At 48.1% G+C, this 23,989-nt stretch carries 27 protein-coding genes; all 27 read right to left on the bottom strand.

The features are described from left to right. Positions 1-64 precede the first annotated feature (64 nt). The 27 genes from NST96_RS03910 to NST96_RS03780 all read right to left on the bottom strand — a co-directional run bounded on the left by NST96_RS03910 (position 65) and on the right by NST96_RS03780 (position 23,915). Positions 65-505, bottom strand: coding sequence for a putative toxin-antitoxin system toxin component, PIN family (locus NST96_RS03910; protein WP_024984526.1), 441 nt, complete (start codon positions 503-505; stop codon positions 65-67). Further along, a complete protein-coding gene (locus NST96_RS03905) occupies positions 502-642 on the bottom strand; it encodes a hypothetical protein (protein ID WP_155807996.1) in 141 nt (46 codons plus the stop codon). The genes NST96_RS03910 and NST96_RS03905 overlap by 4 nt, the downstream gene beginning before the upstream one ends. Positions 643-1,219: 577 nt before the next feature. Then, complete coding sequence (locus NST96_RS03900; protein WP_342405594.1) at positions 1,220-1,798, bottom strand: hypothetical protein; 579 nt, start codon at positions 1,796-1,798, stop codon at positions 1,220-1,222. Between the two features lie 6 nt (positions 1,799-1,804). Continuing rightward, complete coding sequence (locus NST96_RS03895) at positions 1,805-2,689, bottom strand: hypothetical protein (RefSeq protein WP_342405593.1); 885 nt, start codon at positions 2,687-2,689, stop codon at positions 1,805-1,807. A 74-nt stretch (positions 2,690-2,763) separates the two neighbouring features. Further along, on the bottom strand, positions 2,764-2,943 hold the full coding sequence (locus tag NST96_RS03890) for a hypothetical protein (protein ID WP_024984529.1): 180 nt from the start codon (positions 2,941-2,943) through the stop codon (positions 2,764-2,766). Between the two features lie 156 nt (positions 2,944-3,099). After that, a complete protein-coding gene (locus tag NST96_RS03885) occupies positions 3,100-4,593 on the bottom strand; it encodes a type IV secretion system DNA-binding domain-containing protein (RefSeq protein ID WP_342405592.1) in 1,494 nt (497 codons plus the stop codon). Between the two features lie 19 nt (positions 4,594-4,612). Then, positions 4,613-5,728 (bottom strand): DUF1173 family protein, encoded by a 1,116-nt coding sequence (locus tag NST96_RS03880; protein ID WP_342405591.1) that lies wholly within the window; start codon positions 5,726-5,728, stop codon positions 4,613-4,615. Further along, the gene (locus NST96_RS03875; protein WP_342405590.1) at positions 5,725-6,804 is read right to left on the bottom strand and encodes a ParB N-terminal domain-containing protein; all 1,080 of its coding nucleotides are present in this window, start codon (positions 6,802-6,804) and stop codon (positions 5,725-5,727) included. Before NST96_RS03875 ends, NST96_RS03880 begins: the two co-directional genes overlap by 4 nt. Before the next feature lie 12 nt (positions 6,805-6,816). Beyond that, the gene (locus NST96_RS03870) at positions 6,817-7,317 is read right to left on the bottom strand and encodes a hypothetical protein (protein WP_342405589.1); all 501 of its coding nucleotides are present in this window, start codon (positions 7,315-7,317) and stop codon (positions 6,817-6,819) included. Further along, the gene (locus tag NST96_RS03865; protein ID WP_342405588.1) at positions 7,317-7,823 is read right to left on the bottom strand and encodes a hypothetical protein; all 507 of its coding nucleotides are present in this window, start codon (positions 7,821-7,823) and stop codon (positions 7,317-7,319) included. Before NST96_RS03865 ends, NST96_RS03870 begins: the two co-directional genes overlap by 1 nt. An 834-nt stretch (positions 7,824-8,657) precedes the next feature. Further along, the gene (locus tag NST96_RS03860; RefSeq protein ID WP_342405587.1) at positions 8,658-9,227 is read right to left on the bottom strand and encodes a hypothetical protein; all 570 of its coding nucleotides are present in this window, start codon (positions 9,225-9,227) and stop codon (positions 8,658-8,660) included. A gap of 159 nt (positions 9,228-9,386) precedes the next feature. Then, on the bottom strand, positions 9,387-10,850 hold the full coding sequence (locus NST96_RS03855; protein ID WP_342405586.1) for a cell division protein FtsZ: 1,464 nt from the start codon (positions 10,848-10,850) through the stop codon (positions 9,387-9,389). A 285-nt stretch (positions 10,851-11,135) separates the two neighbouring features. After that, positions 11,136-11,399: a helix-turn-helix transcriptional regulator gene (locus tag NST96_RS03850; RefSeq protein WP_342405585.1), complete on the bottom strand. Its 264-nt coding sequence runs from the start codon at positions 11,397-11,399 to the stop codon at positions 11,136-11,138. Positions 11,400-11,471: 72 nt separating this feature from the next. After that, positions 11,472-12,221 carry an EAL domain-containing protein gene (locus tag NST96_RS03845; RefSeq protein WP_342405584.1) on the bottom strand — a complete coding sequence of 250 codons (750 nt, stop codon included), beginning with the start codon at positions 12,219-12,221 and terminating at the stop codon, positions 11,472-11,474. A gap of 16 nt (positions 12,222-12,237) precedes the next feature. Continuing rightward, on the bottom strand, positions 12,238-12,633 hold the full coding sequence (locus NST96_RS03840; protein WP_024984540.1) for an A24 family peptidase: 396 nt from the start codon (positions 12,631-12,633) through the stop codon (positions 12,238-12,240). A gap of 13 nt (positions 12,634-12,646) precedes the next feature. After that, positions 12,647-13,048: a hypothetical protein gene (locus tag NST96_RS03835; RefSeq protein ID WP_342405583.1), complete on the bottom strand. Its 402-nt coding sequence runs from the start codon at positions 13,046-13,048 to the stop codon at positions 12,647-12,649. Then, the gene (locus tag NST96_RS03830) at positions 13,045-13,251 is read right to left on the bottom strand and encodes a hypothetical protein (protein WP_024984542.1); all 207 of its coding nucleotides are present in this window, start codon (positions 13,249-13,251) and stop codon (positions 13,045-13,047) included. The genes NST96_RS03835 and NST96_RS03830 overlap by 4 nt, the downstream gene beginning before the upstream one ends. A gap of 67 nt (positions 13,252-13,318) precedes the next feature. Further along, positions 13,319-13,537, bottom strand: a complete 219-nt coding sequence (locus tag NST96_RS03825; protein ID WP_024984543.1) for a hypothetical protein — start codon at positions 13,535-13,537, stop codon at positions 13,319-13,321. Between the two features lie 88 nt (positions 13,538-13,625). Then, a complete protein-coding gene (locus NST96_RS03820) occupies positions 13,626-14,498 on the bottom strand; it encodes a hypothetical protein (protein ID WP_342405582.1) in 873 nt (290 codons plus the stop codon). 3 nt (positions 14,499-14,501) lie between these two features. Continuing rightward, positions 14,502-15,359 carry a hypothetical protein gene (locus NST96_RS03815; RefSeq protein ID WP_342405581.1) on the bottom strand — a complete coding sequence of 286 codons (858 nt, stop codon included), beginning with the start codon at positions 15,357-15,359 and terminating at the stop codon, positions 14,502-14,504. A gap of 10 nt (positions 15,360-15,369) precedes the next feature. After that, positions 15,370-16,761, bottom strand: a complete 1,392-nt coding sequence (locus NST96_RS03810; protein WP_342405580.1) for an ATPase, T2SS/T4P/T4SS family — start codon at positions 16,759-16,761, stop codon at positions 15,370-15,372. A gap of 12 nt (positions 16,762-16,773) precedes the next feature. After that, entirely contained in the window at positions 16,774-17,973 is a 1,200-nt protein-coding gene (locus NST96_RS03805) for a hypothetical protein (RefSeq protein WP_342405579.1), read from the bottom strand. Further along, positions 17,970-18,782 (bottom strand): RcpC/CpaB family pilus assembly protein, encoded by an 813-nt coding sequence (locus NST96_RS03800; protein ID WP_342405578.1) that lies wholly within the window; start codon positions 18,780-18,782, stop codon positions 17,970-17,972. The genes NST96_RS03805 and NST96_RS03800 overlap by 4 nt, the downstream gene beginning before the upstream one ends. Positions 18,783-18,859: 77 nt before the next feature. Beyond that, positions 18,860-19,300 (bottom strand): hypothetical protein, encoded by a 441-nt coding sequence (locus NST96_RS03795; protein WP_342405577.1) that lies wholly within the window; start codon positions 19,298-19,300, stop codon positions 18,860-18,862. Continuing rightward, positions 19,297-21,546: a hypothetical protein gene (locus tag NST96_RS03790; protein WP_342405576.1), complete on the bottom strand. Its 2,250-nt coding sequence runs from the start codon at positions 21,544-21,546 to the stop codon at positions 19,297-19,299. The genes NST96_RS03795 and NST96_RS03790 overlap by 4 nt, the downstream gene beginning before the upstream one ends. A 12-nt stretch (positions 21,547-21,558) precedes the next feature. Then, a complete protein-coding gene (locus tag NST96_RS03785) occupies positions 21,559-22,992 on the bottom strand; it encodes a hypothetical protein (protein WP_342405575.1) in 1,434 nt (477 codons plus the stop codon). Further along, a complete protein-coding gene (locus NST96_RS03780) occupies positions 22,992-23,915 on the bottom strand; it encodes a stalk domain-containing protein (RefSeq protein WP_342405574.1) in 924 nt (307 codons plus the stop codon). Before NST96_RS03780 ends, NST96_RS03785 begins: the two co-directional genes overlap by 1 nt. Between the last annotated feature and the right edge of the window lie 74 nt (positions 23,916-23,989).

Here is a 23,989-nt window from a genome sequence, read left to right as displayed (position 1 = left end):
ATAAAAAAGACTTCCTAACCTGAGCGGTTGAAAAGTCTTCCGTTTCCTGTGCCTGATAAATCAATCATGACAGGCTGTATTTCCTTACAAACTCCTCCGGGGTCAAAAACTCAATCTCCTGGATGAGTCTTTTCCCCTCCTCATCGGTGACGTACTCATGAAGTGTCGTTAAACTCCGATCATTGGAGATGACTACTTTTGCACCTCCGCAAATCGCACATTCGATGAACATAGCATCGCCTGGGTCAAAACACCATGAATAGCTATAATCGGGTTCAACCTGTTCGGCTCCGAGCAAATACAATGCCGCCATTCGGAAGGCGGGTAAAGGATTTTTCCCCTTTCGCCCACTTACCTGATAAATTGCAACCAGCAACTCTTTGGCCATTTCTGCTGATGCTATTTGTTGATGGTAAGCCATTATCATCTGGAGGCATTCCCAAGCAATCAAATCATTTTCGATAATCGCTCGAATAAAAGAAGAGGTATCAATGATCACTCTCATTGTACCTCTTCCTTCCGAATCGATCTTCGAATGTCTTTGATAATACGATCCAGTTCTTCATCGCTGAGCGGCGGAGCATCGGCATACTCTCTCTGGCACGCTTCAAATTCTTTTTGCAAACTTTCCTTCCAATCCATTTTTCTTCTCTCCTTTTGCATGTGTATTTCACCTCCTTCGATACAACGTCTTTCTACCCATTGTATCTCAGAGGAGATGTTCTGAAAACGCAAAAAGGCGTAGTACCTCTTTTTGCACGAAACAATCCTGCAAAAAGCGCACTACGCCTATGCTTCAATACAAAAATCTTCTTGCGCCAAGTTCCACGGTCATGCCCAACACGTCCGCAGCTTGCACCAGTTACGAGTCCGTGCCTAGCTCTCTCGTAACCACCATGTCGTCTTGTCTTTGCCAGGTAATGACAAACACGACATCTTTTCCGCCCATGTTGTCCAATCTGCTTCCCTTCGCAGGATTGGAAGAGGCGCACCATGGGTCAAAGCCTCACATAGTCCATCAGGTACTGCGCTCAACACAGACCATTCACCTCATAGGGAAAAGGTATTGCCAACTACCCAACGGTATGAGGTATCCCGTTTCTTCGCAATCTCCCATGCTCAACATGGTGGATTGTATACGAACCCCTATCCGCTTCACGGAAAAAGCCTCTGATGATTCGTATATTGGACTTGGTTTGCCCATATTTTACCTAATGCTCTATCTCTTCGTCAAGAGGGACAGAGGGACGGGCGTCCAATTGTTTTCCCACTTCATCACCATTCCCTTTTCCCATACGTCCAGAGTTGCGGCAAAGTGTCCCGGCTGAATGACAGATTGAAACTCGTCCCAATTTGCTCCGAACCATAAGACCTGCTCCCGTTCGGGAGGGTGGACATCCCCATACAGAATCCGAATGTCCACCAGTTCTTCTCCAATCCGGATCGTGCCCCCGCTTGGGTTTGTCTGAATATCAATGGGCTCCACGTAGTCCAGCCAGTGATCCAAGACACGCTCCAGAATCAGCTTTTTTACGGCCTCGTCTCCGGCAACCGGTTCGATAGCGTAAACGGTGAGTTTTTGGTTATCCTCGGATTGGGCTTGGCCGCGCATAATGATGCCAGCGGATAAAAGCTGCTTGATCGTTTCCCGTGTTTCTCTCTTGGTGGCATGAAACCAGTCTGCGGAAGTGGCCGTGATGATCCCGATGGTTTTCACCCATTCCAGCAGCGGGGACTGAACCTCCAGAGATGAGGTTTGCGTAGGTTCCCAGTTGAATGTCCATGATTTCCCGAACATGTTTTCTCACCCGATCACACGGGTAATTTCGCCGCTCAACCGACGCTCTTTGTTGTTGATCCGCTGCAGTTGGATGAACACCACTTGTCCCTCTTTGAGCAAGCCTTTATGCAGGCTCCGCTTCGGATGCAGGCAATACACATCCAATCCAGGAACCAGTTCGACCCAATACCCAGCGTCGAATTGGCGTTTAATCACGCCTTTGTACACGCCTCGGAGATTGAACTTTGTGCCAATCAAATCCCATTTATCCTGGAGAACAGGGGAAACAATCAGTTTAGTGGATGAGACGGTAATGGTTTCGTTTGGCTGTTGTTCTCCTTCGTCAGCGGCTTCACTCTGTCCCTCCGACTGCTCGTCTCTGACGATCTCCTTGACTTCAACGGTGATTGTATGACCCGCTTGATACACGTCTCGCAAATCCTTAAATGGCAATTTCAAGTCGGAATTGGTAAACGTAAATGAAAACCCGGAGGTTTCTGCCACGATACGGTTTTGCGACACTTTTGTTACCGTTGCCGTGTATTGATCCCCTACCTTCATCCGCCGCAAGGCAATTTCCTGCATCAGTTCAATGGCACGGATACGACTGCACAGTACTTGTTCGGCGTCCTGGTCAATGTGCAGGATCATGACCGGAATGGTCTGCCCCAGGAATTCATTCATCTCGGACGATTTCTCCACGCCTGTTTCCATTCGCGGAACGATGCCTTTCACAGTCCCAGTTGGCTCTACTTCCAATACCCAGCAGCGAACCGATTCTCCGTTCAATTTGTGTGTTTCCAAGCCGACAACATTGGCCTGAATGGCCATGTTGTTTTGTTTGGCGGCGAACAGCTCCGCCCAGAAGTTTTTCTGATCCCCTTTGCGCTCGAAAATGTTTGCCAACATGAATAATCCCTCCTTTTTCACATGAATGTGAGAAAATAAAAATAGCCCTCATCCTTATGGGAGAGTAGCTATGATCATACCTTCCAATATCGCTCTTCTCGCTCGTCCAGAATAAATGCTCCCGTTTTTATGTCCACTCGGAGAAATGGAACGAACGGTACCTCCTCGCTGACTTTTGCTGATCTCTGCTTCCGGGTTGTTGGCTTCTTGGTAGCCACTATCCGTTGCTTGTTGACAGCTGCTTGTCTTGCCATGTCATACTCCACCTTTACCAAATATGCTTGAAGCCCCCGCTAGGAGAACGCTTCCCAAAGGGTTAAACCCGATACTATCGTGATTCCTGCCAAAACCAGGGACCAAAATCGCCATTTCATTCTTTGGATACCCCACTTCACTTAAGGGAAGCCACGTTATCCCGTTTTTCGTTTGGCTTTTCGTAACGTAAACCATTTCACTTCCCCGGAAACATTGGACTGTTCTGGAAACACAATCGTGATCTTCTTTGTCGGCTGATCCCCCCCCTCTTGTGAGACTGCTGCTTTTTCCTCCTCTGATTCACTCGGAACATCTGTCGAGATCATCTCCTCCTTTCGTTTTCTCTTCACTGTTTCTAACCACGCGAATGGCTTCCGTTTTTCTTCTTCCTCCTTCCCTTCTGGTATTCGAACCAGTTCCCCCTTCACGAGCTTGGGTACCTGCAACTGCCCGTTCTTTACGAGCCTGGCGACAAAGTGATAGGCAGGCAATTCCATGAGCTGTGTCGGAGTAAACCGCGGTACTTCCTTTTCCGTCTGCGTGACTTTGTCCGCAGTGATTGCTTTTATTCCCATATGGGTGTCGTACATTTTGGTCTGATTGACGCGTTTTTCCGTCCCGAATAAGGCGCTGAACTTCTTCGCATCCGCTTCGTGTTCGCAAGCGAAAATCAATTTGTTCCGGCAGTTGGTCATAATGGTATCCTCCAAGCCGGGATATCCGTCTACCTTTAGCTGGGAAATATTTTGGATGGCGATTGTACACGCGTTTCGATATTTCCGCCCCAACGTCAATAGTCGGCGAAAATCGGGATTGAGGTATTCGGGCAGTTCGTCAATGAAGGTGTAATGCGGGCGCCTCGTCCATTGGTTCCCCGGCCGCCGGAACACGGCGTTTTGAAAGGTCATGATGGCAAACTGACCGAAAATGCTGCTGAGATTTCCCAACTCTCCCAACGCGGAGTTAATGAGAACCACCCCTCCGTTTGCCAAATGATCCTCAAACCGGACACTCTCGTCCTTCTTTTTCGTCAGCAGTTTCAACACCAGCTCGTTCCCAACCAAGTCTTCCAGCTGCATCCGAAGGCCCGTAGAGATTTTGGTGAAGTTTTCACTGTCGAAAACCTCAACCTGAAAAAACTCCACAAGGTCATCTCTCCTGTATTTTCGTTCATAATCCGTGATGTGTTCCTTCAGCGTTTTGAGATTTCGGAGCGCGCGGACAATATGCAGCAGATCGGCATCGTCTCCGTACAGACGCTTCAAAAGCAAGACCGCATTTCGTGCAGCCATTTCCTGCACCAATGCAAAAAAGGCTTCTTGTTTGCCAAAAAGCCTTTTCAATACGGTCCTCGTCATTTCCGCGACGACTTGAGGTTCGCCCAAAAGCGGGTTTAAACCATCGCTTCCGTCCCACGTTGGATCGATTCGCCAAACCGGGATACCGTAGGCAAGGCACCCTTGGTAAATATCCTCCACAAAGTCGCCGCTTGGCTCCAAAATCAGCATCCCGACACGGTTTCCACGCTTATACGACTCCAGGATCTGCATGGCCATGGGAGAGAGCAAGTAACTTGTTTTCCCGCTCCCGGTTGGTCCCACAACTAAGGTGTGCAAAAACGCATCCAATCCGCCATAGGTGACGATCATGTGATCCCTCCTTTCCCCATCAAAGTTCCACCGGATCACCGGACTGCCACTGCACATAGCGAATCACCCGGTTTCGTGCCGCTGCTCGGTAAATCTCCGCCTGCTTTTTCCTCTTTTGAGGTGACCGATCTTCCAAGAGCTCATCCGGTTCATCCAACACATCTACATACACAGGAGGACTTCGCTCCGGTAGAACAAAATCCGGCTGATACCCCAACCATTCCTCTGACGGCTCAATCGGACGAAGGATCGTATGCTTTCGTTCCCGCAACAGCATGAGCAATTCCCGCTCAGCGCCACTGTGCAGCCACCAGCCCTCTTCCGTGATATGCCATCCCACAGCTGGAGCAATAGAACGTGGTTCCTGATGGTCGAAATTGACGCGGAGCACTACCAGCTTGCCATCCACTCGGTAGCGGGGGATATGACTTTCGGGAACAAGAACACGAATCAAACACGACTTCATGCCCTCAATCCCCCACCGCTCTCCCCCGATCACTTCTTCCCGCTCCCGCAGCCAGCCTAGCACCACCTTTCGCCGTTTTGGGAGCTGAAAACGCTCGTTTGGGACGTACCCAAACCAATAAAAATCTTCCGTCCCTATCCAGATTCGGTGATGGGACATGCAATGCCACATGTGGTACAGGACGGAAGCTGGAGTCATCTTCTTGCCCATTCCCTGCAGCTGCTCAACAGCCAACTTGTACCAGTCGAAGACGAATGAAGGAAACAAGCGATGACGATGCGTTTGTTCTTCCGTTTTAACCCCGGTTTGATTCCCTGTCTCCCGGCTTTTCCCTGTTTGTGTCCCTGTTTCCGGGAACAACTTGATATGAACGATCAAGCGATCGCCAATCTTTTCGACTGCTCGCCTCTCCCCTGTTCGGGACCGTTCTACCTCCCCGTAGTAAGGACAAGCAGGTGTATGTTTGTCGGAGTTTTCGGGATTGTTTACCAACGTATAGCGTCCATGAGGCGTTTTTCGCACGTGCATCTCCGCTCGCATGGCATATGCCTGACACGCGCATTGTATCCGCGGCTTTTGTTCATGCCATTGTTTCAAAACGGTTTGATCGTAATCTGTACCGGAGCGATACACATCTTCGGTTATCAACTGGCCGTTTACAAAAATCACCTTCCCGACACCGCCTCGTCCAGTCTTTCAGATACGCGCATCAACTGCCCTACTATATCATGGACGCGTTCCCGCACCACGGCGTCCATCAGGTTATCAAAAAACGGGAGGAGATCTTGTTCCAGTCGTTCAATCAGCTTTTCCGCCTTGTCTAGTTTTTTGATTAACAAGCGGCGCCGCAAGTTTCGGGCACTGGATGCTTCCAACGTGGGGGCAACGGCATCAATCGCCGTCTTGGGGATCTCCTTCTCCAGTTCGGTGTGCCATTCCCTGTCCTCTTCCGGCAACTCATTCTTCTGTCCACCATCAGCTGCATCTTGCTCCTCCATTTCTGCCAATACGTCTTCTTTCATGTCCAGCAAATCCAATTGTTCTTCCTGCAGATCCACCTGCTGCGACCGGCGCTCCCGGAGATATTCCAGTTCGCTGCGTATGGCCTGGATTTCTTGGGATCGTACCTCTTTGACATTGGAACGGGTAATGGCCTCGTACAGCTGGCGTTGCTCTTTTTCCGACAAGGCAGCCAGTTCGTTCCCAGCCACCACGCCGATAACGCCACGGGAAACCAGCTCTTGTAGTTCTGGAATCAAATCCAAGAGTCTGAGCAATCGTCTTGCCGTTCTTTCTCCCTCCCCTACTAGATTTGCCACGTCATGTCTTGTTTTTCTCGCATTGTGGTCATCGTGTCCCTTTTTGGGCCTCCCCACCGTGATTCCCCAATAGTCGTACAAGACCTTAATCTTGCGGGCTTTTCGCATTGGATCTTTCTCATCCCCGCGGCGTGCATCATTGGCCATGACAAGCAGGTACAGCATTTCTTCTTCCGTGACAGATTCCACGACTCGTACCGGTACCTCTCCCATTCCCTTCTGTTTTGCAATCTTCCACCGCTCATGACCGGAGATTATGACGTTTTCCCCCGTTACCCATAAAGGCTCCTGAATCCCCATTTCGTCGATGCTGTTCTCAAGCAGAGCAGCCTCCATGGAACCCAATGGGGAATTGAGCATCCGATTGAGTGGATGTTCCCTTAACTCTTCCACCCTCCGATACTCCACTTTTTCCCGAATAAGCATGATTCTCCCCCCCTATTCCCCTCCTGGACGAAATGGTTCGCTTGTGATCTCGCTTGTACGATCAACCCCCAGCTGGAATTCGATGAGCTCCCAATCTTGGCCCATGGCCTTCTTTACCGAGCGGGTCAACGTCCCCATGGACGACGTTACCCATTTGGGAAGGGCAACCGCAAAGCGGTGACACATCTTGATGCCGACCACGGCATATAAGACGGTCACCGCTAACGTAATCAACAACCAGTTCATTGCCCCATCCCCGTTCCAATACCCCAAGGCTACCTGGTACAAGACGTGACGGACTTCATCTCCCTTCCATCCCATGAGAATCCAATAGGCTGCCCCCATCCACCAGCCGGAATACGTCTCCTGTTTCTTCCAAATCCACAGTGTTACCAACAATATCCACAAAATCCCAAACCAGAGCAAGAGAGGAATCCAGGTCATGGGGAGGGCATTCGCAAGAATGAAACCCGCTACCACGATGACGAGAAACGACATTCTTCCTTCTCCCATCACAAGGCCCCCTCCGCTTTCCAGACGTTCCCCCCTGCTTTTCTCATGGTTGCTTCCCATCCTGCTCCAAGGCTTAAAATGGCAATTCCTTCATCGTAGGGAAGAACGTACTCCCAATAATCAGGAAGGCCCCACTGTTCCATGCACCACCCATTTCGGCTGAGAACGATTACGCCGTCTACAACGCCTCGCACCCGACGGGATTCTTCTTTCGCCCGGTAGATCGGCAATCTCCCTCCCTGCGGTTCGATCACGAACAAGGCATACTTTTGCTCTTCCCAAATAAGGATGCCGCCAATACGAGATTGCTCTCGATCTTGGCGGCCCCACCCGACAAATTCATACTTCGGTATCCACACCCATCCTGCTTTTTCGCACGCTACCGCGACGTTCATAATCCATAGGCGGTTCCATTGCGCTACTTTGCTGTCATTCCGCCATTCTTCCCATCGGCGAATCTCAATCTCCAATCGTTCCAGGCTCCACCCTTCTACATCAGCCAACACTTCCAGTCCTTTTTTAGTAGATACCAGCAGTATCCCCTCGGCCACTCCCGGTTGTAGATTGCTCGTTTGGCAATGTATCCGCGCTCTTGTAACGTTGCGATTCGTGTATACCCGTATCTTCGGCCATCGAAAATCCGTTCTCGTAACACATCTGAGGTGCAACCACGATAGGCCCATATCATCCGAAACAGCGCAATGTCATTTGACGTGATCTCTGGTGTTCTCACAAGTGTTCCCCCTTTTTCGTTGCTGTACGGCTCGCAACCGTCGAGTGCTGGGCACTCTCTCACTTGCTCGCCCGTTTTCGTTTACCGAACAACTTTCAGACACCCAACATTCCCTCTTTCTATCCCTGTGGAATTGCAGCTCTTCCACCTGCATTTTGACCTCTCCCGGCTGCTGGTCACATGGCCAGATTAGGGGCTTCAGCCTCCGGCCTTAGCCCCTAATCCCACCGGAATTGCCCTTTGATTGCACAACCCCGACCCCCAATCTCCAAACCCCTTAGACGGACATGGGATAAGATCACTTTTTTCATATGGAATCTGTCTTTTTACTCCTTCCCTGTAGTTAACCCCCGAAAGACAGATATGGAACCAAAGAAACTTCACAACACCCGGCATCTGAATTTTGCTTTCCTTAAATAGCACCGTTTAAACATAGGGAATCAAATAAATCTGACGAACCCCTGTTTTCACCCTCTGTATCGTATGGATTCTAATTTGAATCCATACGATAGCCGCTAACGTCATGTGGAAATTTCTGTCGATTTTTTTGATTCAATACGAAAGAGCGCTTTGATTCCATACGTATGCCACCGCTGTTTTTCGGGTTTTACACCGCCAAGAAATCCATTAATTTTCGTCTGGGCAGCACGTACATTTCCGTGTGGGGGTGATCGACGTTTGGTTCATAGTCAAACAAAAGAGACACCCGACTTTTGTTGTCGTCGGGGATGAAATAGGCGTTTACCAACGCATCGATCATCCACTTGTACACGTGGTTGTCCAGGTCAATGAGAAGATTGGCGGGATAATGGTTCCGAATCCAGACCGCCACGGGCTCCTGGAAGTAGTAACTTCCCACTCCATCCCTCGTATTAAAACCATCCCAAGCCTTCCTGCGGTCCGGCTGCCAGTATGCTCGCAAGGCTTCTTCTGTTCCTACCAACCACTCCTGCTTGATCTGCTCTCGCAACCCTGGTGCGTGGTTCTTCAATCGACTGAACACAGGAGCCAATTCCGGATAGACCAACCGAAAACAATGGTCTTCCAATGGTTCCAACACCGGTTGAAAAGAGCATGGATTTTCCACAGGATTCCTTTCTTTCATCCATTCCTTTAGCTGATACTGCGCTTGCAGGAGAAGTTCATAGGCTTGTTCCACCCCTGTACGTTCCCACATAAAACCACCTTCTCAATAAATTGGGCAGAGAATACCGTCACCATCCGTTGGGATACTATCGGCATACATACCGTTCACCCTAAAATGCTGTATTCTCGGCTCTCTGTTGCAATTGGTATAGGATACCGACAGTATCCGTAGGGATACCGTTGAATGCTATTACTGGTTTTCATGCAGACGAATCTTCCGCAGCGCATCGAAACGGTTTCCTGGTCGTTGGCCAAAGCGGTTCGGCTGCTCCTCTTTCTTCTCCTTCTGATTCTCATCGTCTTTGGTGACGGCTGACTGTGATCGACTGAACACTGACTGAAATCCTCCCCCAAAACCACCCCCTCCGAATTTGTTCGTTTTCGGCTGATAGGGGTTGAACGTTGACTGTTTCACATTTTTGATAGCGGCAGACACATCAACATCCAGTTCCGATTCTTGTTGAACCTGCTCTTGTTTTTCCTTGATCTGTTGAAGTTCTGTCGCCAGCTCGGCGAAACGGCTTGGCATCCCCATCCCGGCAAAAAAAGTGTAGATGACCGCGTAATTTTCATTCCAGATCGGGTCGCCAAACTTACCTCTCATTTGCGTAATCGGATTGTAGTCACTGATCACTTTCTTGATCGTCCGTTCCGTGATGACATCCTTGAAAAAGTCCGCATTGGACGGTCGCAAAATAAAACCGCCATACATCGTCGCCGTTTGGTACTGGTGCCCGCAAGCAAAGTATCCCTTCTCGATACTCGATCTCATCTTTGCTTCCAGTTTTTCGATGGTAAAATCCGGTTCCAACCGCGCTTTCGCCATCGTAAGAAGCTTGCCGGAGAGCTGCATCAGCTTGATGAAGTCTGAAGGGTCATAGGTTACGTTGTCGCTTCCAAAATTGGCAGGGATGAGATTGGCTTCGTGGATGGTACTAATGACCGCATTATTCCCCTCGTCTTTCCAGGACAGGTTCGTATGTTGGAGTGTCCGCGATCCCTTCTTCAATTCAAAATCATGGTAAATCTTTTTGTTGTCGGTTAAAATCACGCTGGCTAACGGCTTTGTGTCAGAGTATTCAAATAACTCTTCCTGTATCTTGAGAAAATCCTGAATCTCCTTTAACAGCAGCAAGGCATTTGCGATTTCATCAGGATCGTCAATCGGCAGCGAAATGAGTAAGGTGATCGGAACAGGAAAGAATCCTTCCTTGATCAAATTGAGGGTTAAAGAGCCCCAACCGGTTCCCACGCCACCCCCGGCGCCAAGTGAAATGATCAGATGCTCCACATTTGCAAATTTCTTTTCCATGGCAGCAGCCAACTGGCTTCTCAATTCATTCGCCTTGGGATTCAACGTCGGATCGAATAACTCGACCACAAGAGAAGGAGTACGGGCAGCTCCTTTCATTCCGTCAAAGTGAATGCGATCCTTTTCCGGGATGTTTTTCAGGTGAATCATATCCGCCTGGGCAAAGTTGATTGCCAACGTTGGGTAACATTGTGTCCCATCCGCAAAGCGATACCCAGCAAAGATATCCGCATCCTTGTTCCCCTTTTGACCGGCGCCTATCACACCAAATCGCAAGGACACATCTTGGATGAGGCCGTTGCTTGTCATGAACTCCAATTCCTTACTGTTCATCAGGCTCATAGTATCCCCCCTCGTTTGAAGTCAGCAACAAATAATCTACAAACGCTTGTCCTTCCTCGGAGAGTGAGTAGAGCGTTTCTCGTCTTGGTGTCCTCAACTTGAGAAGTCCTGAAAAATACAACGCTTCAACACAAGCATGGACGACTGTTTTGCTGTATCTGCTCGTGTCAATGATCGATTGTTTATTGATCTCTCCACTCTCTCCGATAATGCAAAGAACTTCCTTCATGGGTTCAGTCAAACGGGCAGAGAACAAAGCATAGTGTTTCGACTCGTACAATCGGGTCATAGTTTCACCATTCCTTTATCTGTCCCCATTTCTTTTAGAAGCCAAAATGGTAACTCTCGCTTGTACATAATGTTTAGCTTTCTCAGCACGGTCTGGCTATGTTTTTCCGCTGTATAAGGAGAAACCTCCAAATGAACCGCAACTTGCGGGATGGAGTATCCTTGCAACAGCATGGCCAGCACTTTTGATTCTTGGGGAGTTAGGCCATATTTTTCGGAAACTCCGTTCATCAATTTATCTAGCAACTGGTTTTCTGTCATCGTCAACACCTCCTTAATCCAGAATGCACATCGGCTTGTAAGAATTGTTCAAACTGATCAGCCGGCAGCGGTTTACTGAACAAAAAAGCCCTGCATGACAAAACAATCTTTCTGCATGAGATAATTCTTCTGTTCTTCCGATTCAACTCCCTCGGCTACAAGCTGCAGATTCAATTCGTGAGCGAGACGAATGATGGCTGAAGTAATCGGAACTTCCTGCTGGCTGTTTTCCACATCTTGCACAAATACTTGGTCGATTTTCAATGTGTCAACTGGAAACATGCGCAGGTAATTAAGCGAAGAGTATCCTGTACCAAAATCGTCAATCGCGATCTTTATTCCAATCCCTTTCAACCTGGCGAATGTCGAAAGGGTATGTTCTTGTCGAAGCGCAATGTTCTCCGTCAGTTCAATCTCCAAACACTCTGGGGGCAACCGAGTTTCTTGCAAAACATTCAAGATAACCGCAACAAAGTCGGCATGTTGGAAGGAATGCGGGGAAATGTTGATAGCGATTCGTATTGGCCCATAAGTATTTAGCCACCTCTTCGCCTGTCTGCAAGCAACTGTTAATACGAATCGGTCCAATTCGGCAACCAGACCATTCGATTCAGCTAGGGGAACAAAAATTCGTGGCGAAATCTCCCCCAACAATGGGTGTACCCATCGTGTGAGAGCTTCCGCTCCAATAACCTGACCTGTCCCAACGTGAACAAATGGTTGGTAAAAAATCTCAATCCCTCCCTGCTTTCCCGCTGCCAACGCTTTTCGTAATTCTTGTTCGCATATTTCTTTGGCGTGCTGGATTACCGGCAGATCCATCGACACCTCCTCCTTATTACCCCACCGAAATCGTCGGCAGAAGGATCATGAATGAAAACGTGATAAACGGTGCAAACGGTACATGAACTTGATTCATCACTTTAGAAAAAACGAGCCCCGACAAAAAAGACAATAAGATCACCCCATTTACGAGCGGGAACCCAAGTGCAAATCCCAAGAAGGTAAGGAGTTTCATATCCCCTCCCCCAATACCGTCTTGTACGAAAAATGAAAGTCCCAGCAGCATGGATAACACAAAAAGACCACCAAATACGGAATGCCCCAATTGGTCATGAAAGTAATGGAACAGGAGCGAAACCACCATAGACGGATACGTCAACCAATCCGGGATGATCCGCCATTTCCAATCCGTGAAAGTGGCGATCAACAGAACAATGAGAGAGAACCCCATGAGTATCACGTCCTCACCTCATCCAGACTTGTGATGTAAACGTGGCAGATGCACGTAAGGGAACTTGAGCCGTGATTCCGATGATCTTCAAAGACTGAAATGTGTAGGTGGACGAAACGGCAATCACGCCTTCCTCCCCTTTTGCTAATGGACCAACTGTAACCGTCAAATCCCATTCAGCAGGGTCCAGTCCGGCATCAGCAAACCGCTGTTGCAAATAGGGGATAGTACCATCCAACAGCCCGCCATGCTCCCCCATCTTTTGAGCCGTGTCATTGATACAAACCTGAGCATTGAGCCATTTTCCTCCCCATTGAACAAAATCACCCATAAGGATGAAGAACGGAAAAATCAGGGAGAAGATGATCAAATACTCAATACTGATAAACCCATTTTGATTTCGTAGTTTTTTCATTGGAGGATCACGCTCCGAAATTCATGTACTTTCCCGGCATGTCGTACACTGGTGGTATAGTCGGAAAAATACGAATTGATCCAAGGTAAGGCCATGGAGGCCAAACCAAAGATCATCACTGCAGAGACCACCAAAATCACTTTCTTTTCCATCAAGACCGTACCCGATTCATCAAGGCACCACTGGCGGAGAAACCTTCGCATTCGCACCCTCTCCTTTCGGAATTGATTTCATAAATAGAAAAACCGGGCATTTCTGCCCGGCCTCCTTTTACCAGCTTACTTCTTCGTTGATTTGGCTGTTGTTTTTGATGTTGTCGGATGTTTGGCTCCAATAGTCTTTTAAGAACGTATAGCCAAGGGAACTGAATCCAAAAACACCTACGACAATGACGACCAACAGAATTTTCTTTTCCATCAGCACCGTACCACGATCGTTGCGGAGCGGTTTAAACAGGACTTTTCCTTTTTGAATCATTTTTTTCCACATCGTAATCCTCTCCTACATATTTTTTTGGCTTGATTTCTTAGAGATTGCATCTACTCCATAGGGGGATCTCTCAAACTGCTCGCCCCCCTTAAAAAGCCGGTCCTTTGGACAGCATGCTAACCAAATACAACGCCATCAGGGTGGCAATAAACAGGATACCGTCCAAGGCAATGATCATATTCATCGCTTTTACCTTGGCAGGACGTACTTGCTTTTCGCGCTCCATGAGTTTTTTGTCCAACTCCCGAAACGTCGATTCCATTTGCCCCAAGATTTCCTGACCATCTTTACCGGGCCCTACTGTCATGTATTGAGAAAGAGCTGTACTGAATTCAATCAATTCCGGCACCATTGTACTTCTGGCAAATTTTTGAACTGCCTCCTGCGGTGACAGAAACTCCAAGTCTTGTTTGAGTACTTCCGCATACGCTCTCAGCCCACTACCTGTTCCGTGTTCGCAAGCAATTCGCAGCGCATCTGCTGGGGTCTTTTGCCCCTTGAGCAAGAGTCTGACCGTCAATGCAAAGTTGGGCGTTTCCTTTCGTATCTCTTCCCGCAATTTCTTCGCTTTGTTTTTAAGCTCTCTCCTCGGCTCGAAGAAAAAGTATACGGCTAAAAGGATACCCAGAACGAGTATGAACCAAGATTTCACGAACAAGTGAACAATAAGAAACAGCAACAACACACCGACCATGTACACAAATTGTTCAACGACAATCTGCTCAGGTGTCTTCCTCGAATCAGCATCCAGTAGTTCTTGCTCAATCGCAGCTCTGGTTCGCCGCAAGTACTTGTTGGTCAGAGGAAAAAGAAACTCGAATGACCGGTGCCATGTTTGATCGGGTTTGGCTTCCTCTAAAAGAATTGATGCCCGATAGGTTGACGAGGGCTGAAACAGGTAAAACAGGATTAGAAAAAGGAGGAAGGCCAGTAACCCTCCCCCAAAAACGAGAAAGATCAACGATCACACCTCTTTTCGGATAATGAAATAACTCACGACGGGGACAAAAAGAGCAATCCCCAGATACACGGTTAACAAGCATTGGCCTACCAAACTATTTGTGTACACTGCAAATATTTCTGGCTGAAAGAACCGGAAAAATGCCACTGCAGCAATGAACAAATAGGACAGCCAACGATTCTCTCGAACAGCACTTAGCATGGCATTGGCCAGCTCCATTCTTGCCAATCGCTTGGTTTGAAAGAAGGCACCCGCAACCAATACGCCTTCGGCTGCGCTGTCGCCAACCGATTGACTGATCTCGGCCATCTTCACAAACAAGTTCATTTCGGGTACTTTGAGCCGTTCCATCATCTCCTGTAAGGCTTCCCCAATCAAAACATCACTGCTGTGGAGCTGGTACACACGCATGAACTCGCTTTTCAACGGCTCGTCCAGGCTCGGAATTGTGGTCTCCAACGCACGTTTCCAGTTTTTTTGAATGCGAAAAGCGGCGCCCAAATTTTGAAGCGCCGGTCCCAACTGCTCTTTCGCCAGATCCCGAATATGGCGTTCTTTATTTAAGTAAAACATCTTGATTGAGAAGTAATTTGCGACCAAAACGAGTATTGGAATAAATGGGTTGAGAAAAAGAAAAGACAAGCCAACTCCGATTCCGAAAGCAAGTCCCCACCATATGACTTGTTTCTGAACTGAAACCCCCAGCCTTTCTCCCTCAGCAAGAAAACTATTGCGCTCTCTTTTTGCTGGCTTGTGCAGTTCAATCCACTTGATCGTCTCTCTTTTCCCGGACTCAAACCATAGCAAGAGAAGGAAGCAAAATAACGTGGCTCCTACAGCTAACAAAATCGCCATGCTCATCGTTGCCACCTCATCCAGCGGGTTGGAGATACTTTTCGTATCTCATTCTTGGAATTTCTGCATGTTGGAACATTTTGACCAGACGTTCAGAAATGGGGTTGCTGCGAACAAACTTTTTATGATCCCAGTCATACTCGAAGATCGGGTTGAGGATCAATTCTCCGTCTTTGTCAACGCCAACAATCTCCACGATTTCAAACACGCGGCGGCGGTCATCTTCAGCAAAATGCTTCTGCATCATGATAATGTTAAGCGACTTGGATAACAGCCGATTGGCGTCCTGTTTGGTCATAAACCGTGCCAAAAGCATACTAATCCGTTCTGCCAATTCTGAAGCACTGAGGCCATGCATGGTAAACCACAACGGGTGCCCAATCAAGGCAGCCTCAATCGCCGCCAAGAGATCCTTCTCTTTGCGAATCTCCCCGATGATCAACCGCTTTGGTGTCTGACGCAAACTGGTAACGACCAACTTTTGGATCACAATGTCCAACGACTCATCTTCCATGATCCGACACTCTTCCGAAATAAAGTGATAGCCTTCCTCATAGGGATACAACTTTTCCAATCGCATTTCGGCGGTGTCTTCAATGACAACGACTCGTTCGCCTTTTTTGATGAAGCCTGCCATCAGCTTAAAGGTTGTGGTTTTTCCGGACCCGGTACTCCCGCCCATGCAAATGGAGCAGCCCCCTTGAACAATTAGTTTGATAAACTCAAACATCTCGGGCGACGCTGTTCCTTTTTCCAAAAATTCCGTTTCCGTCAACGTGATCGGAGGAAACTTTCGGATGGTCAAGATGGGCCCTTTCATTTGACTGATGGGTTGCCATACCACATTTACCCTGCATTCACCGATCCGCGCATCCACAATCGGATTCTTATCCGATACTGACTTCCCGCATGAATTCAGGATTTTGGTGACAATGATGGTCTCCAGGTGCTTCTGATTGTCAAATTGAATCAGATCCCCTGCTGGGCGGTCTTTTCCGTTTTGCTTTACCCACGGCTGATCGTACCCGTTAATCATGATCTCCGTGATGGAGTTGTCCTCCAACGCATCATCCAGCGGCCCCAATGAAAAAATGTCTTTCCAAATTCGGAGAACGACATCATCGATGCTCATGCCAGCCACAAACTTTCGTTCGATCTGCAGGTAGTTGCGGATAGTCCGCTCTACCTCCGGCTTTCGTTTTTTATTGAACAGCGCATCCTGGACAAGTTTGTTATGTTCGTTCATGAGAAAGTTTCGCACTTCATTTCGCACCAATTCGTAGTCGGAACTGGTGTGTTCCACACTTTGTTCTTCGTCTAGCCGAGAAGACTTCGTAGCAGCCTGCTGGCTTTGCAGTTGTTGCAGGTTTACACGTCCTCTATTTAACAGGATTTTTTCATTTTGCATCGCTGACCCTCCTCACACGGTTTTTTCTCGAAACAGGGAAAATTGTGAAAGAAGGCTGACACGCCCTGTCTTTTTTGAACCGGCTTCCCGTCTTTTCGTTTCCTTCTCTAGCCCCAATAACCCTTCAGCGATTTCACCGATGGCTGACTCAAACGACTTTCCACCAAGCAAGTTTAATTTGTGAACCTCGGTGATCATCTGCGGATCATACGGAACAGTATAGGTGACGCTGCGCTGCAGGAACTCCTCGAATACGTTAATGTCCATCTTTTCAGGAAGCTTGTTGAGAATCACCTGGGCACCGTCCGTTGGAACACCGGTGTTCTCCAGCAGTTTGATTCGTTGCGGGAACAACCGCACAGCAGACGGACTGGTATCCATAACAAAGACACGTTGATCGCAAGCCCTGAGTATAGCCAAGTGTAACGGCTCATCCGGGTCGCTTCCCATGGAAAAAATGATGTTTTCAAAGAATGGTTTGGCACCTTCCACGATTTTTTTCATGTAGTCGGTAATCTCGTTGAGGTCCGTCCCCAAGGTTGGAAAATACTCGAACCCAAGGTCTGCCGACGGAGACAGCACGTACAACAAATCCGGCAGCTTCTTGAAGTGTTCCGCCAGTTGTTTGGAGACTTGCCCCATCTTGGACTTATGCAAAAAGTAGGGTTCCATATTGGGCCGTTCCTTGCTTTGAAGTGCCTCCAACAGTCCTTCCAATGTGTATCGCGAATCTTTATACCCGATCAGATACGGAGCCTTGGGAAATCGGATGTCCATGTCGATGTACAGCGTTTTCTTCCCATTCATGGCCGAATATAAAGACAAGGCCCGAGCAATCGAACCAGCTCCTACCCCCGGTTGGATTCCAAAAAACCCGACCGTTCGCTTCACGTTCAAATGGGCAATGTGCTGCTTCTGCTCTTGGGTTTGATTGGAAGACTGAATCCAGGCGTAAATTTGCTCCCATCTCACTTCCCATCCTTTCAAAATGGAGATCGAGGGAGACAAGTTGACGGGAGGATCGTACGCCAAATAGAGAACAGGAACCCCCTGGCTCGCGAGCGTATTCGCCACTTCGCCGGTCGGGTCTGTGGTATCTGACAGAATGACAGGTGATTGTGCATCTCCAAGATCATAGCGTTCTTCGCACACAATCCCATAAGCGCGTGCGAGCAGAGTAATCTGCTCATAGCTGCTTGCGTTGATGATCATCGGTCATCCCCCTTTGTAGTTTCGTGAACCTGAAACGTGTTACTCAATTCCGCCATCATCCATTCCCGCATACCCTTGACTGACCAAAGCCCGTTATCCGTAGCTGATGTTGTTTTGCCATAGTCCTTGTAACTCACTCCCGCTACTTGTATGGTTCCGAGTTTTTCAGCCAGTTGGATCAAAGCGATCTGCTCATTATTGACCGCGAGAAGAATCGTTTGCGGCACAACATTTGCCCCGATGGTCACCGGTTGCTGCTCATCACTGCTGTTTCGGGTAACGGTATCTGTCGTTGGCCGTGACTTTTGAGAGCTGGTCGCATACGTCCCGATCACCCTTACTTTTTCCAGGAACGGACCAATTACTGGCTTTTTGTCCTCTTTAGCCACGGCTGACAGCCACAGGTCAATGTAACTGCCTTCCGTAATCTGGGCTGCTAAGGAAGAGCGCAAATTGGTGTTGATCGCAATCATCTTCTCCCCTTCGTTGAGGAGCATTGCCGCTCCATCTTTCATTTCCTCCGCCGTCAATACCTTGCCGACGTACAAATAGCTGTTCGGAGGCACCGTATAGTTGGTGGCTGTAAACTTGTTCAGGACGTCTTCCGGTTTTCGGAACACATTTGGCGGAACAATCTTCGCTGGGTGCATACTCACCTTGATCACCCCATCGTCAAACATCTTTTGGGTAATCATGGTGCGGGGAGGAATCTCTTGTGAGACAGTCAATACCGGAACCAATGCATTTTGTCGTTTTTCATACTCTGTATATCCGAAGTAAACACCCCCTCCAACCAAAGCAGTAAGCATAAGAAGGATGACAATCCTCACTGTTCTTTGCATAAGAAAAAGGCGCTTGAAGCGCGCCCATTCACCACCTTTTCTGTTTACTCATAGTTTTTTACGTCGTACTTCGATTCGATGATCTCTGTTGTCTGCACCGGGACGTTTACCAATATGTTATTCTCCTTCATCAGCTTGAGAAGAGAGCTGCTGTAGTCAGCATCTATGGCAAGAGAAAGAAGCGCGGGCGACGTTTGTGCACTCATCCGCACATGTAGTTCTTTCGCTCCCACATTCAGGTTGTTTTGAAGTACCCGGCTTATGGTATCCTCCAACCCCTCCCGCATCAGATAAGGAGGATCACCTACTCGAAGAGCGGCCCAGTCCTGATGTTTGATAATGGCTTGCCGTGCCGCCGCAATCGCCGCACTTCGAAAGTCTTCCTTTCCGAATACAACGATGGTTACGTCTTGAAAGTACGCAATCACAAAAGCCAAGCAAATAAAAAAGGCTACCATCTTGGGTATCCCAGTCAAAGTGATCACCTTCGTTCTTCTTGTGGGTAGACGGAGAATTCCTCAACCCCTAATCCGCTTGAATGGTCCTTTCCATTGCTGTTGTACCAGGGAGCCAGTTCATCGAAGTACCATTCGTATCCTTGCCAATCCCATCCCGGTTGAATATTGTGGGGATATGGATTGTTTGGATCAACTCGTCGATAAATGTAGTCATCGTGAGGGCTCCCAAGGATATTGTATTGCTCGTCGATGCATGTAGAAAGACGTGGTGAGACAGGCGTTACCGTCGTATTGCCTTCAATATCCGTATGAGTAGTAAAGGTCACTCCAGCCCCTTCCCCCTTCACCGCAAACGGATACGTGCCATCCTTTTGATAAAAGCTGGTGTAATACTTGTTTTGCCCATCCACGTACTGACTTTCATCGACTGCCAAAGGATCGAGTGTGTAAAGGTATTCGATGGCCTCTATGTCCTTCTGTCCCCGTTCAATCTTGGCCCGTGGAAATTGCCAGATGTTCGATGATTCGGGTGGTGGGTTTTGAGGAACCAACTCGACTGCCGGCAGGATAACCGTATCCCCCTGATGCTCCTCTGAATCGAATTCCGCCATGATCCGAGAGAAATCATGTTTTCTTCCATTGTGCGGATTGGAGTTATGGTATTCTGTTTTCAACTTGTAGGCAAAACCCATTCCAGCTTTTACGGTTGCCGTCTGATACTCTGGTGTAACAACTATGGACTCATAATACTCTCCGATGCAGATGCTGCAGCCAACAGGTGTACAATTGCAATAATACTCATAGGTGCCTGATACCGCTGTCGTCTGGATCACTGTCCCGCGACAAGCAGCCCCGACCACTTCTTCAGGAAGCAATACCACACTTGCTGATTTGATATTGTCCGTGTACGTGATCTCGTCAAACTTCCGTGGTACAGGATGGATCTCGGCCTCCAGTTTCAATGTCACCCTATCAGATCTTCCAGTTACCGGCGTCTTCCACTCGAAAGGAACTTCCCGCTCTTCGCCCGGATTCAGATGAACAGTTCGTCGGCCAACCTCCTTTCCATCGAAACGCAGAACGAGATCGACCGCTTCGGGCATGACACTATCTGGAATATTCCCTACCTGTACGACTGTCGTAACATTGTCTCCCTGACGATAGACCCCACCTTTGACTGATTTGACGTACAGATTCACGTTCTTCGTCAAATCAAGCGTAGTGACTTCCAAGTTGTTATGGAACCCATAGAACTCAACCGGAGGCGCATTTTCATGTGGATTGAGCAGAGCATATACGGTATTTAGCAGCGGAAACGTTGCCGAAATGAATTTTTCTTCTCCAACCCCGAGTGAGATATTCGATACCTCGCCCAATCTTGTTGCTTCTGCCCCCAACCCATATTCCATGGATGTGACCAGCGTTTGAGTACGTCCCGGCAAATCTTTTTGCTTCACAGGAAACTCGACTGTGATTCCAGTGGCTGTCTTACCAGTCAAAATGCCTTCCCCGATTTCTAAATCCGCGAAGTCAAACTGAACAATCATGTTCGCGTGATTGTCCCCGTAGTCTTGTTCCAAAGGATTGTGATCGGGATTCACTACGAATTCAATCGCTCTTTCCTTTTTCCCCTGCATGTCAAACGTGATGGAAAACGGTATGGTTTGGCGCCCCAGATTCTCATACCTCCCCGGCAAAGTTACTTGCTTGACTTCCTGCCATTGTGGATCACCCTCCCATTTCCATGCTACATTCGTTGTTTTCGGACTTGGTGATTGATTTTCCACGATTACCGAAACATCTCGCGTCTCCTTATCTCGTTTGATCAGGATCGGATTGGGACTCACCTCAAGCAGCTTCAAGTTCGTTTCGCTGCCTGCAATAACCGTTACCGTATAAGGTTGCGCTATATACCCTTCTTCATCTTTCGCATGAAGTGTGACCTCATACGTCCCCTTTTGAAGAGAAAAAGTCCCGGAGTTTGCCTTTTCTTCAAGCCATTGTTCTTCAAAAACTGTTGTCGTTTGATTGGTCTCAGTGTTCCTGTACTCCAGGGAGACTATCGCCTTCTTGTTCGCTGAGAAGCTTTCCAACAAAATTGAATAACTGACTTCCCCTATGTCTACATACACTGTCGAATCATTTTGCCCATTGATCGTCAGCGAGTAGATCACAGGTGGCCGACTTGTTGAAAAACTTGACGCGGGGAAAATCGTACCCAGCAGGAACACAATTACGATTAACGGGAGCAGGATTTTCCTTCTGTTCCTCAACTATCCCACCTCTCATTTTTGGAAATTAACAATCGCTTGAATGGCTCCCTTTACCTCATCTGGATAAGTGTAGCTGGCTGGCAGTCCTTCACTCGTTGTAGTAGCCTTAGCCCAAAAACCGCTGTCAACCAATGGGGACGGGAACTGGATGGAATATTCACCCTTGTACTTCTTCTCAGGAAGAACGATCTCCACCGATTGGCCTTTATTCACCTCATATCGTTTCAAGAACTTCTCTCCCTTTGTCTCAACGAGGTAGGCTACCAATGGCCTCGTCTCTTTCGAGAGATTTTCCAGGATGACCCCATTCTTGCTTTTGCCAATCTTAAATTCCCAACGATTCAAAAAGATGCTGGTTTGAATGTCCGACACCCGAATCGGTTGATTCAGTTTTTCGCCAATCCCATTGTTCTTGTTAATCGACTCAAGTACAGAGCAAACTGCAGAGTTATACTGCATCCCCCAGACGAGCGGCCCACCGTATTTGATGGACGATCCATCTGATACATCCGGGAAGTAAATTCTCTGCGTCGTATCCCTCATCTTCACAAGCACGGGTTGGCAGCCCTGTGTGATTCCATTTTGGATAACAACCGATTTGGAAGCGGTTCTCCCAAACTTGTCACTGACCGTCAGTGTTACTTGGTTTTGCCCCTGTTTTAAACCGGGCAGTTCAGAAAAGGGAACATTCCCCTCATAGGTAACAGTGTAGTTGTTGACCGGCGAATTTCTCGAAAAGAGCTCCTTCGTATCCGTTCCGTTGACGGTGATTACTCCAGTGATCGCCGTATCATAAATCGAGTGGGCCAACGCTTTGATGTGCAGACTTCCATTCGAGTTTTGTTCCAGGATCGGGATTGAGGGCCAAGGTGTCGTCAAATATGTGGTACGGAACAGGGGCCCCGTAATACCGTCCCCTTCGGCCCTTTTCATATCTGGTGCGCCGCCACCAGAAAGGTAAAAAACAGCCCCTATGTTTACATAGGGGGTTTGTTGGACAAGGTATGTTTTTACTATTGGGTGGGGAGATGCCTTACTGATTTGTTCCCAAACCCATTGTGAATTTCCATTTGCCTTTGCTGATAGGTCTTTGATGAGTTCTTCCTCAAGTGGGATTAAGTGATACCCAGATTTGTCTTTAAACTTGTCTTCTGGTTCTATACCAGGAAGTGGTTGGATGTCGAATTGGACCGTTTGCAAGTAACCGTTAGTTGGGGTTTGCACTCCGGTAATAACGTTCCTGATTTTCAGATCGTGCCGATAGGCGATAGATGGCCGAATTTGGATTCCAGATAGACCGGAATAGGATAAATCTCCTTGCAAAGGAATATCCTTTACTCCATATTCATGATCACCATACGGGTATGTCGCTGCTGCTAAAGCTGTCGTTGTGACCCCAATAGACAAGGCTAATGCAAAACCAAGAACCTTTCTTCCTAACTTCATCAGCGTTTTGTCCCCCATTCTACTTCCATTTGTGGAACAGTTACATAAACACCATTCCTACCTTCGTTCCCTTGATAGATCACAAAGCTAAGCGTTCCCCTGCCGACGGGAATGGAAAACGCCTGACCTTCTTTGGTGCCTGTTAGATTTTTAGTCATTGTTTTATCTACCTTGTCGGTATAGAGAAGCCCCATCAAATAACCTTCCGGCAGATCGGGAACAACACCGGATATTTTTCCGTTTTCGTATTTCAAACTTGCTACGAAAGCATCAATAGCAGGCTCTGTTTCTGGATGTTTGGGAAGAAGAAAGTCAGGATAAGAAGGAGCTACAACCGTAAACTGCTCATCCAGACCAACTTTCGACCCTACACCTGAACTGCCGGGCGTAACTGAAGAATTCCCACTTCCCGGATTGGTTGTTCCTGGTTGGCCGGTGTCTGGTGTAGCTGTATCTGGGGTTCCAGTCCCATCAGACAGGTTTGTGGTGATCAGTACAAGTCGTTCAGTTGCCACCCAATCCACTTTTGCGCCGTAGGCTTCACTGACAAATCGCAGCGGAACAAACGTGCGATTGTTTTGCAGCGTGGCAGCTGCATCAAAAGTGATCTCTTGACCGGCTACGACTGCCTTCTTTTCCCCGATCTTGAGCGAGATTTGCTTGCCATCCTTTGTCATTGTGACGGTTTGATTTGCTCCATCCCAGTCTACTGAGGCGCCCAGTTTTTCACTAACAAAGCGAACCGGGATCATCGTCCGACTGGTAGATGGATCAATGAAAGGCTTTGCGTCTGGGAAATGGACAGAGACATTGTCCACCTTTACCTGAATGTCCTTACTGTCCGCAAGAACTGTGACCGGACTGATGGCAGCGGTCATAAGAGCTGCTCCAAGGAGATACTTAACAAAACGAATCTTTTTCATATGAAATCACCTCATTTTTTTGTTCTCTCCCGATTTTTTCCTAGCGTTATATTATTTCATACTTTTCCCTCCTC

The sequence above is a fragment of the Brevibacillus sp. FSL K6-2834 genome, assembly GCF_038592925.1.
In the GTDB taxonomy this organism is placed as follows: domain Bacteria; phylum Bacillota; class Bacilli; order Brevibacillales; family Brevibacillaceae; genus Brevibacillus; species Brevibacillus borstelensis.
Note: the sequence above shows the minus strand (reverse complement) of the source record. Positions and strands in the feature narration are given on the sequence as shown.

Coding starts and splice junctions, on each gene's coding strand:
- NST96_RS03825 (WP_024984543.1), bottom strand. CDS start 13,537: ATGTGGAAAAAAATGATTCAAAAAGGAAAAGTCCTGTTTAAACCGCTC.
- NST96_RS03895 (WP_342405593.1), bottom strand. CDS start 2,689: ATGTTGGCAAACATTTTCGAGCGCAAAGGGGATCAGAAAAACTTCTGG.
- NST96_RS03890 (WP_024984529.1), bottom strand. CDS start 2,943: ATGGCAAGACAAGCAGCTGTCAACAAGCAACGGATAGTGGCTACCAAG.
- NST96_RS03845 (WP_342405584.1), bottom strand. CDS start 12,221: ATGGATCTGCCGGTAATCCAGCACGCCAAAGAAATATGCGAACAAGAA.
- NST96_RS03785 (WP_342405575.1), bottom strand. CDS start 22,992: ATGAAGTTAGGAAGAAAGGTTCTTGGTTTTGCATTAGCCTTGTCTATT.
- NST96_RS03860 (WP_342405587.1), bottom strand. CDS start 9,227: ATGTGGGAACGTACAGGGGTGGAACAAGCCTATGAACTTCTCCTGCAA.
- NST96_RS03855 (WP_342405586.1), bottom strand. CDS start 10,850: ATGAGCCTGATGAACAGTAAGGAATTGGAGTTCATGACAAGCAACGGC.
- NST96_RS03910 (WP_024984526.1), bottom strand. CDS start 505: ATGAGAGTGATCATTGATACCTCTTCTTTTATTCGAGCGATTATCGAA.
- NST96_RS03905 (WP_155807996.1), bottom strand. CDS start 642: ATGGATTGGAAGGAAAGTTTGCAAAAAGAATTTGAAGCGTGCCAGAGA.
- NST96_RS03805 (WP_342405579.1), bottom strand. CDS start 17,973: ATGATCATCAACGCAAGCAGCTATGAGCAGATTACTCTGCTCGCACGC.
- NST96_RS03810 (WP_342405580.1), bottom strand. CDS start 16,761: ATGCAAAATGAAAAAATCCTGTTAAATAGAGGACGTGTAAACCTGCAA.
- NST96_RS03800 (WP_342405578.1), bottom strand. CDS start 18,782: ATGCTTACTGCTTTGGTTGGAGGGGGTGTTTACTTCGGATATACAGAG.
- NST96_RS03815 (WP_342405581.1), bottom strand. CDS start 15,359: ATGAGCATGGCGATTTTGTTAGCTGTAGGAGCCACGTTATTTTGCTTC.
- NST96_RS03840 (WP_024984540.1), bottom strand. CDS start 12,633: ATGGGGTTCTCTCTCATTGTTCTGTTGATCGCCACTTTCACGGATTGG.
- NST96_RS03850 (WP_342405585.1), bottom strand. CDS start 11,399: ATGACAGAAAACCAGTTGCTAGATAAATTGATGAACGGAGTTTCCGAA.
- NST96_RS03780 (WP_342405574.1), bottom strand. CDS start 23,915: ATGAAAAAGATTCGTTTTGTTAAGTATCTCCTTGGAGCAGCTCTTATG.
- NST96_RS03835 (WP_342405583.1), bottom strand. CDS start 13,048: ATGAAAAAACTACGAAATCAAAATGGGTTTATCAGTATTGAGTATTTG.
- NST96_RS03870 (WP_342405589.1), bottom strand. CDS start 7,317: ATGGGAGAAGGAAGAATGTCGTTTCTCGTCATCGTGGTAGCGGGTTTC.
- NST96_RS03885 (WP_342405592.1), bottom strand. CDS start 4,593: ATGATCGTCACCTATGGCGGATTGGATGCGTTTTTGCACACCTTAGTT.
- NST96_RS03900 (WP_342405594.1), bottom strand. CDS start 1,798: ATGTTCGGGAAATCATGGACATTCAACTGGGAACCTACGCAAACCTCA.
- NST96_RS03830 (WP_024984542.1), bottom strand. CDS start 13,251: ATGCGAAGGTTTCTCCGCCAGTGGTGCCTTGATGAATCGGGTACGGTC.
- NST96_RS03875 (WP_342405590.1), bottom strand. CDS start 6,804: ATGCTTATTCGGGAAAAAGTGGAGTATCGGAGGGTGGAAGAGTTAAGG.